Origin of the sequence: Nostoc sp. PCC 9305, assembly GCF_963920915.1 — a bacterium.
In the GTDB taxonomy this organism is placed as follows: domain Bacteria; phylum Cyanobacteriota; class Cyanobacteriia; order Cyanobacteriales; family Nostocaceae; genus Nostoc.
In genome coordinates, this window is record NZ_CAWUDN010000003.1 from 122,455 (window position 1) to 139,087 (window position 16,633).

General features: G+C 41.3%; 15 protein-coding genes. 9 read left to right on the top strand and 6 right to left on the bottom strand.

Going from position 1 to position 16,633, the window contains the following annotated elements:
* Positions 1-74 precede the first annotated feature (74 nt).
* Positions 75-425, top strand: a complete 351-nt coding sequence (locus ACM0OX_RS02075; protein WP_094350625.1) for a DUF1257 domain-containing protein — start codon at positions 75-77, stop codon at positions 423-425.
* A gap of 128 nt (positions 426-553) precedes the next feature.
* Here the strand turns inward: ACM0OX_RS02075 and ACM0OX_RS02080 are convergent, their stop codons facing one another.
* The 3 genes from ACM0OX_RS02080 to ACM0OX_RS02090 all read right to left on the bottom strand — a co-directional run bounded on the left by ACM0OX_RS02080 (position 554) and on the right by ACM0OX_RS02090 (position 3,580).
* On the bottom strand, positions 554-1,999 hold the full coding sequence (locus ACM0OX_RS02080) for a hypothetical protein (protein ID WP_414512660.1): 1,446 nt from the start codon (positions 1,997-1,999) through the stop codon (positions 554-556).
* A 395-nt stretch (positions 2,000-2,394) separates the two neighbouring features.
* Positions 2,395-2,937, bottom strand: a complete 543-nt coding sequence (locus tag ACM0OX_RS02085) for a hypothetical protein (protein WP_414512662.1) — start codon at positions 2,935-2,937, stop codon at positions 2,395-2,397.
* A 379-nt stretch (positions 2,938-3,316) separates the two neighbouring features.
* A complete protein-coding gene (locus ACM0OX_RS02090) occupies positions 3,317-3,580 on the bottom strand; it encodes a DUF5678 domain-containing protein (protein ID WP_414512664.1) in 264 nt (87 codons plus the stop codon).
* Between the two features lie 230 nt (positions 3,581-3,810).
* On the opposite strand from ACM0OX_RS02090, the gene ACM0OX_RS02095 reads away from it, so the two are divergent.
* Together ACM0OX_RS02095 and ACM0OX_RS02100 are read left to right on the top strand one after the other, a co-directional pair.
* On the top strand, positions 3,811-4,995 hold the full coding sequence (locus ACM0OX_RS02095; protein WP_414512666.1) for an AbrB family transcriptional regulator: 1,185 nt from the start codon (positions 3,811-3,813) through the stop codon (positions 4,993-4,995).
* A 116-nt stretch (positions 4,996-5,111) separates the two neighbouring features.
* Positions 5,112-5,927 carry a DUF1838 domain-containing protein gene (locus ACM0OX_RS02100; RefSeq protein ID WP_414512667.1) on the top strand — a complete coding sequence of 272 codons (816 nt, stop codon included), beginning with the start codon at positions 5,112-5,114 and terminating at the stop codon, positions 5,925-5,927.
* 276 nt (positions 5,928-6,203) lie between these two features.
* Here ACM0OX_RS02100 and ACM0OX_RS02105 read toward each other — a convergent pair whose 3' ends face one another.
* A complete protein-coding gene (locus ACM0OX_RS02105; protein ID WP_414512669.1) occupies positions 6,204-7,094 on the bottom strand; it encodes a DUF1963 domain-containing protein in 891 nt (296 codons plus the stop codon).
* Positions 7,087-8,070 (bottom strand): glutaminase A, encoded by a 984-nt coding sequence (gene glsA, locus ACM0OX_RS02110; RefSeq protein WP_414512728.1) that lies wholly within the window; start codon positions 8,068-8,070, stop codon positions 7,087-7,089. The genes ACM0OX_RS02105 and glsA overlap by 8 nt, the downstream gene beginning before the upstream one ends.
* Before the next feature lie 890 nt (positions 8,071-8,960).
* Between glsA and ACM0OX_RS02115 the strand changes: the two genes are divergently transcribed.
* The 6 genes from ACM0OX_RS02115 (at position 8,961) to ACM0OX_RS02140 (ending at position 15,868) form a co-directional block, all read left to right on the top strand.
* Positions 8,961-10,064, top strand: coding sequence for a septal ring lytic transglycosylase RlpA family protein (locus ACM0OX_RS02115; protein WP_414512671.1), 1,104 nt, complete (start codon positions 8,961-8,963; stop codon positions 10,062-10,064).
* Positions 10,065-10,249: 185 nt separating this feature from the next.
* The gene (locus ACM0OX_RS02120) at positions 10,250-11,857 is read left to right on the top strand and encodes a bifunctional pantoate--beta-alanine ligase/(d)CMP kinase (RefSeq protein WP_414512673.1); all 1,608 of its coding nucleotides are present in this window, start codon (positions 10,250-10,252) and stop codon (positions 11,855-11,857) included.
* A gap of 526 nt (positions 11,858-12,383) precedes the next feature.
* Positions 12,384-12,986, top strand: a complete 603-nt coding sequence (locus ACM0OX_RS02125; protein WP_094350617.1) for a superoxide dismutase — start codon at positions 12,384-12,386, stop codon at positions 12,984-12,986.
* A 310-nt stretch (positions 12,987-13,296) separates the two neighbouring features.
* Positions 13,297-13,503, top strand: coding sequence for a hypothetical protein (locus tag ACM0OX_RS02130; RefSeq protein WP_069070599.1), 207 nt, complete (start codon positions 13,297-13,299; stop codon positions 13,501-13,503).
* Between the two features lie 274 nt (positions 13,504-13,777).
* Positions 13,778-14,719, top strand: a complete 942-nt coding sequence (locus ACM0OX_RS02135) for an AIR synthase related protein (protein ID WP_414512675.1) — start codon at positions 13,778-13,780, stop codon at positions 14,717-14,719.
* Between the two features lie 462 nt (positions 14,720-15,181).
* Complete coding sequence (locus tag ACM0OX_RS02140) at positions 15,182-15,868, top strand: PHP domain-containing protein (protein WP_414512677.1); 687 nt, start codon at positions 15,182-15,184, stop codon at positions 15,866-15,868.
* Between the two features lie 70 nt (positions 15,869-15,938).
* On the opposite strand, the gene arsH is transcribed toward ACM0OX_RS02140, so the two are convergent.
* Positions 15,939-16,607, bottom strand: coding sequence for an arsenical resistance protein ArsH (arsH, locus tag ACM0OX_RS02145; protein ID WP_414512679.1), 669 nt, complete (start codon positions 16,605-16,607; stop codon positions 15,939-15,941).
* Between the last annotated feature and the right edge of the window lie 26 nt (positions 16,608-16,633).

Sequence of the window (16,633 nt, forward strand, 5' to 3'; positions counted from 1 at the left end):
ATCCTGTTAAGCGCGGCTTCGCCCAAAACAAACCGTTGTCGTTTTTCTCAATCTTCTCATTGGAGGAAACCCAAATGTCTCACTTTAGCACCCTGCGTACCAAAATCACCGATGCCGAAATCCTCAAGGCTTCCTTGCGCGACCTCGGTATCAGCGTAAAGACTGAAGCTGATGTCCGTGGTTATAACGGTCAGCGTGTCCGTTCTGACATCGTTGCCGTGTTGGAAGGCGAATATGACCTCGGCTGGTCTCGCAATGGCGATGGTTCTTTTGACCTAATCGCTGACTTGTGGGGCGTTGCTAAGAAGCACAACCAAACCGAGTTGATCAACTCAATCAACCAAAAGTATGCCGTTAACAAAACTTTGGCTGAAGTGAAACAGCGCGGTCTGCAAAACGCCAATGTGAAGTTGGTATTGCAATAACAATTTCTCTGCGCGTTCCCAAAGCTGCACGGGTTAACCATATAAATAGCGGTTAGCCCGCTTTTTTATCGGGACTGAGAAATACATCTCAGTCCCGATTTTTATAAAATTTTATCCTTCAGTTGCACTCAGCTAAACATAAATAAGTCTAGCTCATCTACATTGTGAATAATATTGGAATCAGGAACATTATATGCGACTGCTAGTTTAATACTAGCTTGCAGCCTCAATTCTACATTTAAACTAGGGTTAAAAGCTGCTTGAGCTAAGTTACCCAATTTTTCATAAGTAGCAATAATATTAGCGACAGTAGTCTTATAATCCTGATCGATTTGAGCAAGTAACTTTTGATAGTGCTGCTCTACTTGCTTACACAGTTTTGTATTTTCTCCTAATAAATTTTTGCAGAAATCGGAAACTATACGACCAGCAATTGAACCAATAACCGCACCAATAACAGGAACAGGTATCAATGCTTGTCCTATCGCTGCTCCAGTCGCCACTATTGCAGAATCTGCACAAGCAAATAAACTCAGTTCTACAAATTCTTCTGAAGAAATTTCTCCGCGATTCCAACTTTTGACTAAACTGGCAACTTCCATACCAGCACTGACAAATGCACCAGCTAAAGGAGCGGACATTTGAGCGAAATTAGTTAACCCATAAATTGCCGTCGCTGATATACTACTAAGTGTTGCACCTGTAGCTGTATCTATACCAATTTCTTTCCAATCTTCAAGTGTTAATTCACCTTTAAAAACATTTTTTCCTTCCTTATATTTTCCATAAATTTTAGTAGCAAATCTAATGCTACCTCCTATAACTGCACCTTTAACGGCAACCCGACCAAAATCAGTTATGTTAGGTTGAGCTTCAGTACGTATTCTGTCTTTAATTTCTGCGTTATCTCTCTTTAATGCTTTCTCATGGTGAGCTAGTGTATCATCGACTTTACCTATTTGTACATCTGAATAATTAGATAATCCTGGTCTAACAGTTTGGCTAAATGGATGACCAGACATTTGCTCTATTTCTTGAACTTTTTCTTGTAATTTTTGAGCAGTACGAGTTGTTATTCCTTCTACATTTTCACCATTCAAAATCTTTTGAATAGTCTCATACTGGTCTTTAGGTATATGGTAAAAAGACCCATCTCTTCCAAAATTGTCATATTTTTTCATGTGGTCGAGAACATTATCCAGAGTATTTCCCGTACCATTGATAAATTTAGACTGTACCTGAACCCCGTTAATTAAATAATCTTCTGGTGCTGTTCTTCCAACTCCCTCAAATGTGGCGCGAGGAGTCGAAGAGTTCAAGAGCGATTTAGCATTACGAATACCAACTTCTACTTGTTCAGCTATTTCACCGTGTTTTGTGCTTGTATTTCCCAAAATATTTTCAGGAGTAGCTAAAAAATCACGGACTTTATCAACTTCTTGAATAGCTCTAAAAAAGGCTTGATCTTGTTTACTGAGTTCCGCAGCTAGTTGTTCTGCTTGATACAGATTATCTTCTGCTACAATTGCAGCAATAAACTGATTTGTCTGATGTTTATTTTCCAATTTATCCATATACCAAACCTTTCATGTGTTGACCTAGCAAAATAATTGAGCTACCAACGGAACAAGGTTAGTAGCTCACTATAAACTTACAAATTATTTCTACAGCTTGAGGTCTACTGTTTTTTTGAGTGACTGACTCAGCGCATGGATAGAATTAATTAAAACTGCTAGTCTTTCTTTGAAAGGCTGACTGAATCCTGGGTAATCTTTAGGAGCATTCTTTTGGAAGTATTGGATTTCGCTAGAAATGAGATCAGCTAATCTGATCGTTTCCTTCTCAATAAGTTCTACTTCTTGTTTTGATGCGTTGACTTTAGGTATCAAACCTTCAATTTCAAGGGCGCGGCTATTGGCTTCTTTGCCAATTTTCTTATTTTCATGCTCTAAAAATAATCCACTAGTAGCTAAAGCTGCACCTCCAATAGCCCAGCCATTGCTAATAATGCACTTCCACCTGCCATGCCAGTACCTCCAACAGTAGTAAGCGCACCACCACCTAGAAAGGCTAAAGCAGCATTAGTAGCCGCAGCACCAGAAAGAGAAGATATTGCAACACCTGTTGATGCTGTACCGAAAGTGGTTGCAAACGCCATTGCAGCTGTTGGGCCAAGAAAGGCAACTCCTGCTCCAGCGACTAAGCCAGCACCAGCAGTAGAACCTGCTACAAAGTTTTTGTTGGTGTTTGCATCAATTAACTGCCAGTCTTTACCTGTAATTTCTTTAAGCTGAAATTTAAGTTCAGCAATAACTTTGCTAAATTCTTTTGGTGAATTTGCCAGTGTGTTTATGTAACTTTCGCAAAGTTTAATAGTCTCAACCCCATGCTTGACTCGGTTTTGATAAAGACTTGCAGCCGCATCTTGTAAACACTTACAGGCGTTTTCGTATTTATCTACTGCACTGCGTAGCCTCTGTTGAGCCTCTTTCCTGTATGTTCTTTTAAACATTGATTTGTTAATACCTAAAACTAAATAAATTATTTGTTTTGACCTAGTTTTCTAACTATATAAAAAACGTCATACAAACTTAATTGTAGAAACACTGAACTTGCACCAAAATTTTGTATGCTTATGTAAAATAGTGGTTATAATTAATTTTTGGGTAATTTACCGAAAGTTTTGTAAAGTATTCAATTCTATATACATAAATATAAGTGTTTGTACCTTATACTGTTCCATATTGTCTTACAAAACTTGCTATTTATCTCTCTCACAACGCAATTCAATTAATGAAATTAAACTTAATTCAGCACCAGTTCCAACTAACATCTTTGTATTAGATTCTATATCTCCGTGTTTTAAAATAACTCTATAATTTGGTTGCCAATCATGACGAGCGACGCTGCGGAAGCGAATTGGTAAAATTTATTTCTATAGAAGCAGTGCGATGGGGAACTAGGTAAATTAAAAAAGGCTGTTTTGAAGCATTAGCTAATGCGAAAACTTCGCGTAAGTTTTCGCTATGAGCAATTATTCCATTTGCATTGTAAACTATATATTGATTTTTATATAAATCTAATAACATCTGGCGGTTACGATTTAACCACTTGAGTATTTCATCTGTTTCTCTTTTAGAGGGAGTTGTGTTCATATATTTAATGTTGTCCGTGGATATAGAATATATCTGGCACTATTTTAATTGTTTGGTGCAATAGGTGAGCTACCAAACCTGACTTAAATCTAAATCTAAAATAAACCCACCAATAGAACTAAAATCCTTCACCTGTATCATTTTGCTTGTTTCTGGTAATGTCCGATCGCACGTTACCAGAGATCCACTTTTGCACCTATAGCTTAGACTTAAAAAAAAGCTTAGTATCGATGAATCAAAGTCTAAGTGCTACTCCCAGCCTGGAAGAACACACTCATCAAAATCCTGTTGTTACCAAACAGCAGCTATTTGGAAAGCAACTAATTGTTCTTGTCTTAGAAATGCTTCTGGCATTACCTCTGGGTTTACTCCTCGCAAAGTTCCAAATTGGCAGGATTGCCTGGATTTTTGGCGGGATTGCTGCTGGTACAGTGGTTCTTCAAGGGTGTCGAATTTTTTATCAATATTCCCCCCAACCTAACCGCACTGCTAGAAAAGTGGGAATGGCACTTGTTGGTTTAACTGTTGGTGCTTCCAATTCCCACGCTAATCTAGCTAGTATTGCTTCTGGTATTCCTATATTTATTTTTCTTACCTTATTTCTGTTGCTGAGTGGAAGCTGTATCGGTTACATTTACTCCCGCGTCAGCAAAACCAACCTATTTACAGCAATGCTGGCTACAGTTCCTGGTGGTGTAGGAATTATGGCTGCGATCGCAGCCGATTACAATAAAAATGTTAGCTTGGTTGCCCTAGTTCAGGCGATTCGCGTCACCTGTGTAGTTATTCTAATTCCCTTCATCGCTAGGACATCAGCTGGTAATTACTATCCGCAAACACTCCCAATCAACGGTGCTTGGCTCAATCTCGATCCATCTCAACTAGAATTACTCTTGTTAGTACTCCTAATCACTGGATTAGTAGTTTATCCAGCTATATTATTTAAAATTCCCGCGGGCGATTTCTTTGGTGCATTGTTGATTGGTATCGGGTTTAATCCTTTGCTACATTGGCTGACTTTTGTGGGAGATATTAGCTTTAGTCCGCCGCCTTTAATTAACTTATTGGGTCAAATGCTCCTGGGAATTACGATTGGTGAATATTGGGGAGACAAACCCAACTTGAGAAAGCGGACTGTCGCCTATGCCTTGATGTCTGTGGGGATGACTCTCGTAGCCGGAGCGATCGCTGCTATACTTGCGATGCAATTAACCTCTTGGGACTGGTTAACCTGTCTTTTAGTCACAGCACCAGGAGGATCGGCAGAAATGATCCTAGTTTCCCTAACATTGAATCATAATGTTGAAATTGTCACAACTGGTCATTTGGTGCGGCTAATTGCGATTAACAGTTCCCTACCTCTTTGGGTATTTCTGTTTCGCCGTCTGGATGAGCAAGTTTCTGAACCAGTTTAATTGATAAAGGTATTGGGAATGGGGCATTAGTTTTTGACAAATGACTAATAACAAAAATGCAACTTGAATGCTGATTAGCTTATCCTTTTGTTATCCAAATACTAAGGATGCTTTAGATGGTTGCCCAAACTCAAGAACTTGAAGCGCAGCACTGGGTTAAAACTCGTTCTTCCCTTGACCCTAGCGAATCCACTTTCCTGATTTGGAAAGGGAAAATTTACGCTTTTATCCCCGGTGAGAAGAGACAACTCCTGTTTAAGATGCTGGGATTAAGCGTTAGCCGATGTATTCCCACAGCAGAAGGTAGTTGGGATTTTACTTCTAGGGAACTAACTTACTACCTCAACCCAAAAACAGATGAGGTTTTATCCAAATGGGAGAATCCTTTGACAGGCGAGACAGTTCCGGTGATTCACGTTGCCAATAATCCTGTGCAGGGAAAGTTTGAGGGAAATTTTCCCGCCCAAGTAGATGGTGAAAGCACAACCTTCGTTTTTGATATATTTCCTTATTACCCCAATCCCTTAGCAGACGATCGCAAATTTGCCGAATATAGCCCTAATCCAATTTATCAGGCAGCGGAATTGTTTAAATTAACTGTGCCAACCGCAGATTTATTCAACCCAGCACTTAAATCAGTTTCTGAACTCAAACTGAGTTGGGATCGGATTGGTCAATGGCTTCCCTGGATGAAGATGGGCGATCGTCCCGGTCAGCTAATCTACAGTGCTGTTGGTAGCAAAGTCAATGGTTTAACAGAACTGCCCCCCGTGCTACAAGACGAAATTAATAACCGTATCCCTTTATATAAACAAGCCCCAAAAGCATTAATAGATGGTGAAGATATGACTTCCTGGTTGTACTTTCAAAAGCACTTTCAGTCTTATTTAGCTGGTGAAATCTTCCCGCTTCCCCAAGCAGAAGAATTTTGATCCAAGAGGCAGGGGCAGTTCTTGTAGCAAGCAGGGGAGAAAGATACTGGAATTACCCTGCAAAAAGGGTTTCAGCAGCCCTAAATTTATGTATGGGGTTCTGCCCCCTGCCCCTTTGTGGAAACAACAAAGAACGTATCCTGCTCAACGAGACGCGCTCGCGTTCGCTAATGCAAAACTTAATTACGTTAGCGCAGCGTTAGCGACGCAGGAGCCGCAGAGGCGCAGAGAACACAGACAGAATAACCGAAATGTTTAACTCAACTGTATTGATCTTTAAGCACATTGCCAGAAAAAAGCCACTGTTTCTTTATGCTCTGGGCACTGAACAATATAGCCTACTCCTCCATCACCCCACATATACGGCATATTATCATCTGACTCAAACTGAAATACAAATTCATTCATTGGATGCTTGCAAATTGGACAATCTGGATATTCAGGGTGTTGTACCCAATCAGCCCAACCTGCTAATTTATCGCTACCTTGATGAAGTTCTTCCATTAAAATTTCATCTAAAAAATCTTTTTCATCTTCATCTAGCGTGGTTTCAAAGTCATCGATTTCTAACCAATTAGGATAGTCATCTACCTCTTTCCATCCAACAATTAATTTAGGTTCAAACAAATTTCTTATTTCTGGAATTTCAAAAAATGCAGAAGGAATTTTTGGCTTCAAAATTCTAACAAGTTGACATCTAGAAAATGGAGACCATCTTTCACAATCACTTACACAATCTTGTTCGCAAGCTAAAATTTTTACCTTTCCAATATCTCCTTGCCAATCCACATGTACACCAATTCTTCCTTTGATTGGCATATCATGAGGTAAGTTCATCATTAAAGTTTCGCACTCTTCAACTGTTCTTCCATACAATCCAGTATCATGCTCTACTATAATTTCATTTGTGCAGTAGAAGAATTGAAGTATTCCATTGCCAAATTTAGTGTTTAAGTTTTGCGGAAGCTCGTCTAGATTAAGTTGTAAAAATAACTGTATCGGCTTGCCGCAGTTTGGACAACGTGGCCATTCTTCATCAACATTTAGCCAAGGTTTACCACCAAACTTTGATACAGTTAAATCTCCATCACCTTCTTGAACAATTGGTTTCCAAGCTAAACGTTTAACATTACTAAGTTTTTTTTTTAGATATTCTAATTTACTCAAATTTCACCTCTTGACCAGAACAATCAAATAGATGTAAACCTAAACGTTGGGAAAGTTCTTCACAAACCTTTACCCCCCGCACACTATTACCGCGCACATCCAACAGGGGCGAAAAAACTCCGATGCCCATTTTATTGGGTACAACAGCAATAATCCCACCACAAATGCCACTTTTCGCTGGAATCCCAATTTTATAAGCCCACTCCCCTGCAAAGTTGTACATTCCACAGGTATACATCACACTCAGAATATCTTTGATGTAACGCTTATCTACCGCCCGTTCTTTGGTGATGGGATTAATACCTCTGTTTGCAAGAGTAGCCGCCATCACCGCCAAGTCTTGACAATTCACCATCACAGCACACTGCTGGAAATAAAGATCCAGCGCCTCTTCAATGTTTCGGTCAATCATGCCAAAGTTGAGCATCAAATGCGCCATTGCGCGGTTACGATGCCCTGTACTGCGTTCTGACGTAAAAACTGAAATGTCAACGAATACGTCACGGCCAATATATCGCCGAAACATATCCAGCATTCGGTTGAGGCGTTCGGTTGGGCCGGAACCTTTGATTAAGCTAGTGGTAGCGATCGCTCCAGCGTTTACCATTGGATTATAAGGTCGCTTCGATTGCTCATCCAAAACAATCGCGTTAAATGCATCTCCCGTCGGTTCCACACCAACTCTAGTTAAAACATAATCCAGTCCATGATCTTCTAAGGCAAGTCCATAAGCAAACACCTTAGAAATTGACTGAATGGTAAAGAGTTGCTCGTAGTCCCCAACTTTGTAAACCCGACCGTCTACTGTCACAATGCAAATGCTGAACAAATCCGGGTTTGCCTTTGCCAGTTCGGGAATGTATTTCGCTACAGCACCCTCCCGCAGAGACTTGTACTGGGAATGCAACTCGTTGAGAACAGCTTTTAATGGCGATGGTTCTATTTCTATATCTCCTTGATTTGTCATTAGGCTGATGGCATTTCCCAAAATACCTACTATATATAGAAGAGGTGCAGCTGTACATCCCTACAGTTACAAAGATTTTGTCAAAAATAGCTTGCTCTAAAAAATCATACTTGAGCAATTACTGAAGATAAACAAGACAATATGTAATTTATATTACATGCAACATCTGTTGTTTAAGCGATCGCAAAGTTTTCTTAATTTTTAAGTCATTAATCCTGAAAAATATTCATTTGAGTATTGTCCTTTTTTTTATACTCAGCAATACGGTTATTGGAAGTTATATTTATCACCAATATCAGTCTAGTTATGGAGAATAAAAGTAATGATTGATGTAAGTAGAAAAAACTTTGAAAAAATATATCAGACTCAAGCTAATTTGCATAATTTTTTAAGATGTAACTCATATCACGACTTATTCATAGTTAAATCTAAATATTTCATTAAATAAATGATTTTAAGTATTTATGCCGATGCTATTTAATTAAAGTTATATTATCTTCTTATAGGAAATAGCCAAAAGCAATGTGATCTAGAATACACGAGTAGTTGTGAGCCTTTAGAAGCGATGTGAATAGGGTATCGCTACTTTAGTGTGAAATAAGCGTAAAGTTTTTTGAAGAAATTTTTGACTTACGGAAAAAAGCGTTACATAGCCAAAGTCCGCTTTTGAGAAAGGTTTCGACCTTCAAATTGGAATGGGAATTTGAGAAAGTGGACGATAGTTACGCTAAAACCCTGATCCCCAAGCCAAAAGGTTCGTGTTAGTCTGTTGCAGTTATAAAGAACAAAGTGAAAACGGAACGAGTTCGAGTTTTTCAAAAGGGAAATCACTTTTATTAGCGATCAATCCCACGAGTTATAAAACTTTAAGTTCTACAGTCGCTTTCAAAAACGGACGCATGAATCAAAGACATTTGTGGACTATTGTTGCCCTGTTTCTGACTGTTTTGGGAATACCATCAGTCGGTTGCACTCAAACCACCAAAGGAAATGCGCTAGCATCCCAAAAATCACCTGCCCCTGACGTGGTTAAGGTGGGAGAGTACCAATCAACAGCAGGGAAACAAACCTTGGATGCTGTGATTACAGAAATTCATCCTCACAACATTAGAGGACGTAAGGCGGCAACCCTTTTTATCAAAAATATACCTGTTCTCACCTTTTTGAGTTCTGTATCAAATACAAATCTTGAGACTAAAAAAGTTGGTGCAATTGTCAATACTGGGGGCGTACAATCGTACGCCCTTATTGCTAGCAATTCATCAAATGCATTAAATACTGGGAACCTAACAGATGCGAGTAACCAGATTAGCTCCGCTGACAATGACCCGGTTCAGATAGCTGGTGTAATAGCAGCTAAGATCAACCAGTTGAATCGGGAAAACGTAGACGGCAGTAAGATTACCGTCAGTTGGAAAGCAGGGGAAAAATCTACTGCCAATCAAGCGCAAAACAAAAGCGTCCCTGTCCAACAAAATGGCGATCGCTATGTAATCAAAATTAATGGCGAAGAGTTGGTCGAAATCAGCGAAGGTACGCGATTAGCAGGTACTACCAACGATCTAGCGCAAGATGCATTGCAAGCAACCAATCGCTTGCGAAGACTACTAGGCAATGCATCTCCCCTAAAAGAGATTGCAAATTTACCAGTACGTCAACAAATATCAATACCAAAGCTGCCTCAACAGGTTGCCGTCGGAGTAGTGCAAGCTACCTTGAGAGGCATGGCTTCTTATTACGGCTATGACGGTTCTGGTAATCGCACTGCTAGCGGTCAGAGATTTAATCCCGAAGCAATGACTGCCGCCCATCGCAGCTTACCCTTTGGTACGCAAGTGCGTGTAACCAACACCCGCAACGGTCGTTCCGTAGTGCTGCGGATTAATGACCGAGGCCCATACATTCGGGGTCGAGTCATTGACGTGTCTGCCGGCGCGGCTCGAATTTTGGGAATGATGGGCAGTGGTGTTGCACCAGTGCATATTGAAGTCTTGGGGAAATAATCGAGTAGGTTACAGGTTACAGGTTACAGGGGAAAAATTATTCCCGATCGCCTGTCACCTATAACCTTTCTCCTAACCCCAATCCCAGTTCCGTATCACTTAATTCCCCTAGTTCAATCAACTCTTCCCTCTATTTCAGATATAAACTAACGGGGGAGGGATCGATAAGAACTAGGGGTATTTTTGTGCGCCTGCTGACAACAGTCGCAGCTTTACGCTGCTATTTAACTAAACGCTGCTCAGAAAACAAGCTAATTGCGGTTGCTGAGGATCTGAAACTAGATGAGATGACTGGCTGGTATCAGACGGCAGTCGGTCTGGTGCCAACGATGGGAAATTTGCATCAAGGTCATTTAAGCTTAATCCAACGGGCGCGGCACGAAAATTCTACGGTGATTGTGAGTATTTTCGTCAATCCCCTGCAATTTGCTCCTAATGAGGATTATCAACGCTATCCCCGCACTTTAGAGCAAGACCAACAACTTTGCGAACAAGCTGGGGTAGATGCCATTTTTGCACCGACTCCGGAAGAAATGGCAGTTCCTCAGAAGAGTATACAAGAATCAAAGGTTACACAAGTTATCCCCCCATCTGCTATGATGACAGGCTTGTGTGGTCGTTCTCGGCAAGGTCACTTTCAGGGTGTCGCTACGATTGTTACCAAACTTTTCAACTTGGTACAGCCTGACCGTGCCTACTTTGGTGAAAAGGATGGTCAGCAACTAGCAATTATTAAACGCTTAGTAGCTGACTTAAATTTGCCAGTAGAAATTGTTGCTTGTCCAACAGTACGGGAAGCGTCGGGTCTGGCCTTCAGTTCTCGCAATCAATATTTGACTGCAACGGCAAAAGAGCAAGCAGCAGTCTTATATCGTGGCTTGCAACGAGCTGAAGCTGCATTCATTGCAGGCGATCGCAATAGCAACAAGTTGATAGCAGTGGTACAGCAAGAAGTGGCAATGGTCAGCACGATCTCAGTGGAATATATTGAATTGGTTGAACCGACTACGTTAATGTCTTTAGAAAAAGTTGAGGAGGAAGGAATGTTGGCGATCGCAGCTCGTCTTGGTGCTACACGTTTGATTGACAATATTATATTGCGCGATCGTCAACCCATCATCGCCATTGATGGCCCAGCCGGTGCTGGAAAATCCACAGTGGCGCGGCAAGTGGCAGCAAACCTGAATTTAGTGTATTTAGATACAGGAGCAATGTACCGTGCTGTCACTTGGTTAGTACTACAAAAGGGGATTGCGATTGACGATGAATGTGCGATCGCGGAATTAACTAATCAGTGTAAAATTGAACTGACTCCCACCGAGGATTTACAATCATCTGTGCGGGTTTGGATTGACGGTACTGATGTTACCCAGGTAATTCGCACCATTGAAGTAACTTCTCTTGTATCTGCGATCGCGGCACAAAGCGCTGTCCGTCAAGCACTGGTTAAACAACAGCAAAGCTGGGGTAAAAGAGGTGGTTTAGTTGCTGAAGGTCGGGATATTGGTACTCACGTATTTCCCGATGCCGAAGTTAAAATCTTCTTAACCGCTTCTGTAAGTGAACGCGCCCGTCGCCGCCAGCAAGACTTTAACACCCAAGGTCAACCTGAAGTGAGTTTAGAGCAGTTGGAACACGACATCGCCGAACGTGACTGGAAAGACAGCACTCGCAAAGTTTCCCCTTTGCAAAAAGCAGCAGATGCGATCGAACTTCAAACTGATGGTTTGGACGTGTCTGAAGTCACGGCACAGATTGTTAACTATTACCAACAGCGTTTATCTCAGCGTTAATTACTGCTATTTACTGTTAGTTTTTTAGTTTCAAAGGGTGGTGGGTGAGTGATTATTTACTTACCATCCTTAAAACTGTATTTACTGTATTTATTTAAAAAGAAAAGAGATAATTTGACTGTTAGCTATATAATTTGAAAATTAACACTTATTAAATTTAAAATTATTTTACATTTATTTAAATAATAAGTCATCTCGCTTTCGACTGATTTTGCAAATCGTAATTAATCTTACTAAAGATAGAAGTATTAAAGCTTTAATTGCTAAATGCTAGTTAGTTATTGGCCTTTCGGTAGAAGATATTAGTCATTTTTATTTATAGTTAGGAATTACTATTGATTTGACTTATCACCAAAGTACTTTGTTTCCGTCTTCACTTTATCTACACTTTGGTAGTAGAATGACGATGTTAAGTTTTATGTTTCACTAATCAAAGACATAAAACCCCTACAAATAAAAGCTATTAATTTCCCAAATTTTTGCAATAGCTTAAAACTGGAAACCGGTAAAGAGAGGATTTGACACAATGGCATTTGTACAGCCCCCACTACCCTTTGAAAAAGATGCTCTAGAGCCTTTTGGCATGAAAGCTGAAACTTTTGAGTATCACTACGGCAAGCATCACAAAGCTTATGTAGACAACCTCAACAAGCTCACTGAAGGTACAGAACTTGCTGATAAGTCCCTAGAAGAAGTGATCAAAATTTCCTTCCAAGACTCCTCTAAAGTGGGAATTTTCAACAACGCTGCCCAAGTTTGGAACCACACTTTCTTCTGGAATTCTTTGAAACCACAAGGTGGTGGCACACCCACTGGTGAACTCGCAGCCAAAATCGATAAAGATTTTGGTAGCTTCGACAAGTTCAAGGAAGAGTTCTCTAACGCGGCTGCAACTCAATTCGGCAGTGGATGGTCTTGGCTGATCGATGATGGTGGTACGCTAAAGGTGATCAAAACACCAAATGCAGAAAATCCCCTAGCTCATGGTAAGAAGGCACTCCTAACCTTGGATGTTTGGGAACACGCCTACTACATTGACTATAAAAACGCCCGTCCAGCGTTCATCAAGAATTTCCTAGAAAACTTGGTCAACTGGGACTTTGCTGCTGAAAACTTGGCTAAAGCTTAATTACTTGCCAGTTTTGAACTGGCTACAATGTCTTTTAGCCAGCTACTTTGCGGCTACGTAGCTTGTGCCAGATATCTAAAGTAGAAATAATTCAGTTAACACTCTTGTCAGCAGTCACGACAGTAGTCAGTCAAGTTTAAATTGATGGGTAAGCGAGTTCGTAGTAGGGACTTTAGTCCTTATTTTCTAAGCACTAAAGTGCTTACTACAAACCCTGAAAACAAACCCTGAAAACTAGCTTAGACATTGTACTAGTATCGTGGCTGTTTTTGGTTAGGCGTTCAGGGGGATGGTGGATAAATCAAAATATATGGATAGCAAAGAACTAGCGCAATACATCGAAGCAACGAATAGCATCTCTAAACCTTGGGTATTGGTACAACTGCGCCTTAAAAAATTGCAAGAGCGTCGAGCCACCCTAACAAATGATGTCTACACCAAAGAATTAGAAGATATTTACCAAGACTTGATGAATTTAGGGGAATGGTGGCGCGGTATTGAAGATGAGGTATTTTGAGGTATTTTAAAGTGAGGAGTTATGAGTTTTCCTAACTTTTAACTCCTAACTCCTAACTCCTAACTTAAAACACAACCTGATGGCTCAAGCTCTCGATCAAGTCGATTACGATACTCTCGATGCTGCAAAACGACACTTCATCGATGCCGCAAAACGCACACTTGGCTTTGCAAGCGCTTATGGCATCGTCCCCGCGTCAGGTCTGGGAGCAAGCGCCAACGCTTTCAACTTCAACCTCGCTCCGTTTCTAGAGGCGGGTGCTAGAGAACTTTCGATGACACTTGTGCCGGAAGGACTAGGCACCGCAGACGATACCCGCCCTGACGATCTTTCCGAAGAAGAACTTCGACGATTCTGGTGGAATATTGGGATCAAAATCATCTCGTGTCTGACGAACGATGCCGCAACTTCAGGTATGCAGACTATACTTCTCGGTCTTTATCTGCCGTCGAGTACTCCTGAGACAATCTTTACCCCTGCTTTTCTTGATGGGTTTCTGGATGGAGTAGTTGAGGGCTGCAAACGAGTCGGATGTGTCTATCTCTCAGGGGAAACTCCTCAGCTAAAAACCAAGATGATTCCAGGGCGGCTCGACATCGCTGGCTCGGTTTTTGGGGTTATGCCTGCTGGTGTCGCTCCCATTGATAGCTCGCGTCTGGATGCCGGAAATACTATTGTTCTCATCGAAAGTTCGGGCCCCCATGAGAACGGTTTTACCCCACTGCGAAAGCTTGCCGAGTCGCTTCCTGGTGGTTATAGAACAAAACTTCCCAGTGGGCAGGAGTTCTGGGAAGCGATGAATGCCGCATCGTATCTTTACACGCCCCTTGTACAGGCGGTGCTTGGCGAAGGAATTCGTCCCACAGCGATGGAGAATATCACTGGTCATGGCTGGCAAAAGCTGATGCGATCGGTGAAGCCGTTGCGATATGTTATCGAAACGATGCTCCCAGTACCAGAAATATTTACATTTGTTGAGAGTCATCTTGAGGGCGGGGCCGAGACGATGCTTTCAGTGTTCAATTACGGTGCAGGATTCGCATTTTATACAGAGTCGGAGCAGGATGCAGAGAGAATTGTCCTGCTTGCAAGAGAACATCAACTTTCGGCTGCGATCGCCGGAAGAGTTGAAGCGTCCCTTTCTCGTGAGGTGGTGATAGAACCGTTAGGAGTCACCTTGAAGGGAGATTCTTTTGGAATTGCGCGAGGGGTATAATGCAGCAGCCCAAGCGTAGGCATAGCCCGTCGTAGACATCGCTAGTTTTCTCGAAGCTATTTTAGACTCACTTATGCGGTCGCTAAAGTCATTATTGGTTAGAAAAAAGCTGTAATTACTGAGACAAATAATATTTTTTACACACCCAATCAATTTGTATTTCAGGCTTATTAGAAATAAGTAATCTACTAAACCTTTATTTTATAAGTCATTTAACACAGATGTTATAGGCGCATTTATGAAAATTTAAGTGTAATATTTACTACTACTTGACAATAAAGTAGTGCAAATTACCCATGACTACTGAGATTAAGATTTGCTAACGTAGTCTTAACATATTGAAAAATTTGCTGAGAAAGCTGAGAAAGTAGCAGCCGATACTAATATTTAGTGTTGGTTCTTTCTCATCCAGAGATGTAGCATTTTGGTGTGTTAAGGATATATTTTTCTTCAGAGGGGGTTATGGCTGTAAATTTGGCCCGTACTACAACTTCGGCAGAACTTTTAAAGCAAGTATTCCGTAACATTGATGCACATAGTTGTCCAAGGTTATTCAACTTTCACATGCACACTGTCTACTCGGATGGTAGATTGCAGCCTAGTGCATTGATGGAGCAGGCGATCGCTATTGGGTTAAAAGGGTTAGCTATCACCGATCATCATGGTATTGTCGGCTATCAAGCGGCCCTTGCTTGGTTAGAAGATTGGAAGTGGAATAATCCTCATGCAACCACTCCTCACCTGTGGAGTGGCGTGGAAATCAATGCCAACCTTTTGAATATAGAAGTTCACATTTTGGCTTACGCTTTTGCAACAGAACATCCTAGTATGAAACCCTATCTGCAAAGAAGGCCGACTACAGGGCAAGAATATCAGGCAAGTAACGTGATTGCCGCTATTCATGAAGCTGGGGGATTGGCAGTTCTGGCTCATCCAGCTCGTTACAAGCGATCGCTTTTTGACTTAATTCCAGCTGCGTCCGAAAAGGGCATTGATGGTGTGGAAACTTTCTACGCCTACAATAACCCTAACCCTTGGAAACCCAGCACCTTGGAATCAGAACAAGTGCAAAAGTTGGCTGATGAATACTTTCTTTTCAATACCTGTGGTACTGATAGCCACGGTTTGAGTCTGCTACAACGCTTGTAAAGATGAATCAATTTTTTTAAATCTCCTGGTTCAATCTGCCAGGAGGTTATCTTTTTTTGATGCTCAATAGTCAATTTGTTTTATTAGAGTTAATTTCAAGAGATTGAGAAGCTATCTTGATTGTCTCTTTGGCAGCTTTTTCCTTACGTTCGCTATAGCGGTCTGTGAGATAATCAACTTTGTCACGCAATAGCAAGGTAAATTTGTAAAGTTCTTCCATCACATCGACAACGCGATCGCGGTAGAGTGAATCTTTCATCGTATAGTCTTCATTAAACTCCTGATATGCTTTAGCCACTGAGGATTGATTGGGGATCGTGAACATCCGCATCCAGCGTCCAAGAATTCTTAATGTGTTGACGGCATTAAAAGACTGAGATCCGCCGCTTACTTGCATCACAGCCAAAGTTCTCCCTTGAGTCGGGCGAACGGCTCCAATACTAAGCGGAATCCAATCAATTTGATTTTTCATAATGCCAGAAATCTGACCGTGCAACTCTGGGCTAGACCAGACTTGGCCTTCTGACCACAAGCTTAATTGGCGTAACTCCTGCACCTTTGGGTGGGTGTCAAGTACGCTGCCGTAAATCGGCAGTTCGCGGGGATCGAAAAACTTTACCTCTGCCCCAAATTGTTCAATGATGCGTGCGGCTTCTTCTGCCAAAAGGCGGCTATAAGAACGCTCACGCAGGGAGCCATACAAAAATAAAATTCTGGGGGGATGGTCAAATGTCGTCATGATAATTGCTTAGGGATTTCCAAGAA

Excerpts from the sequence above, each read along its gene's own strand:
- ACM0OX_RS02075 (WP_094350625.1), top strand. The coding sequence starts at position 75 with ATGTCTCACTTTAGCACCCTGCGTACCAAAATCACCGATGCCGAAATC.
- ACM0OX_RS02080 (WP_414512660.1), bottom strand. The coding sequence starts at position 1,999 with ATGGATAAATTGGAAAATAAACATCAGACAAATCAGTTTATTGCTGCA.
- ACM0OX_RS02085 (WP_414512662.1), bottom strand. The coding sequence starts at position 2,937 with ATGTTTAAAAGAACATACAGGAAAGAGGCTCAACAGAGGCTACGCAGT.
- ACM0OX_RS02090 (WP_414512664.1), bottom strand. The coding sequence starts at position 3,580 with ATGAACACAACTCCCTCTAAAAGAGAAACAGATGAAATACTCAAGTGG.
- ACM0OX_RS02095 (WP_414512666.1), top strand. The coding sequence starts at position 3,811 with ATGAATCAAAGTCTAAGTGCTACTCCCAGCCTGGAAGAACACACTCAT.
- ACM0OX_RS02100 (WP_414512667.1), top strand. The coding sequence starts at position 5,112 with ATGGTTGCCCAAACTCAAGAACTTGAAGCGCAGCACTGGGTTAAAACT.
- ACM0OX_RS02115 (WP_414512671.1), top strand. The coding sequence starts at position 8,961 with ATGAATCAAAGACATTTGTGGACTATTGTTGCCCTGTTTCTGACTGTT.
- ACM0OX_RS02125 (WP_094350617.1), top strand. The coding sequence starts at position 12,384 with ATGGCATTTGTACAGCCCCCACTACCCTTTGAAAAAGATGCTCTAGAG.
- ACM0OX_RS02130 (WP_069070599.1), top strand. The coding sequence starts at position 13,297 with ATGGATAGCAAAGAACTAGCGCAATACATCGAAGCAACGAATAGCATC.
- ACM0OX_RS02135 (WP_414512675.1), top strand. The coding sequence starts at position 13,778 with ATGACACTTGTGCCGGAAGGACTAGGCACCGCAGACGATACCCGCCCT.
- ACM0OX_RS02140 (WP_414512677.1), top strand. The coding sequence starts at position 15,182 with ATGGCTGTAAATTTGGCCCGTACTACAACTTCGGCAGAACTTTTAAAG.
- arsH (WP_414512679.1), bottom strand. The coding sequence starts at position 16,607 with ATGACGACATTTGACCATCCCCCCAGAATTTTATTTTTGTATGGCTCC.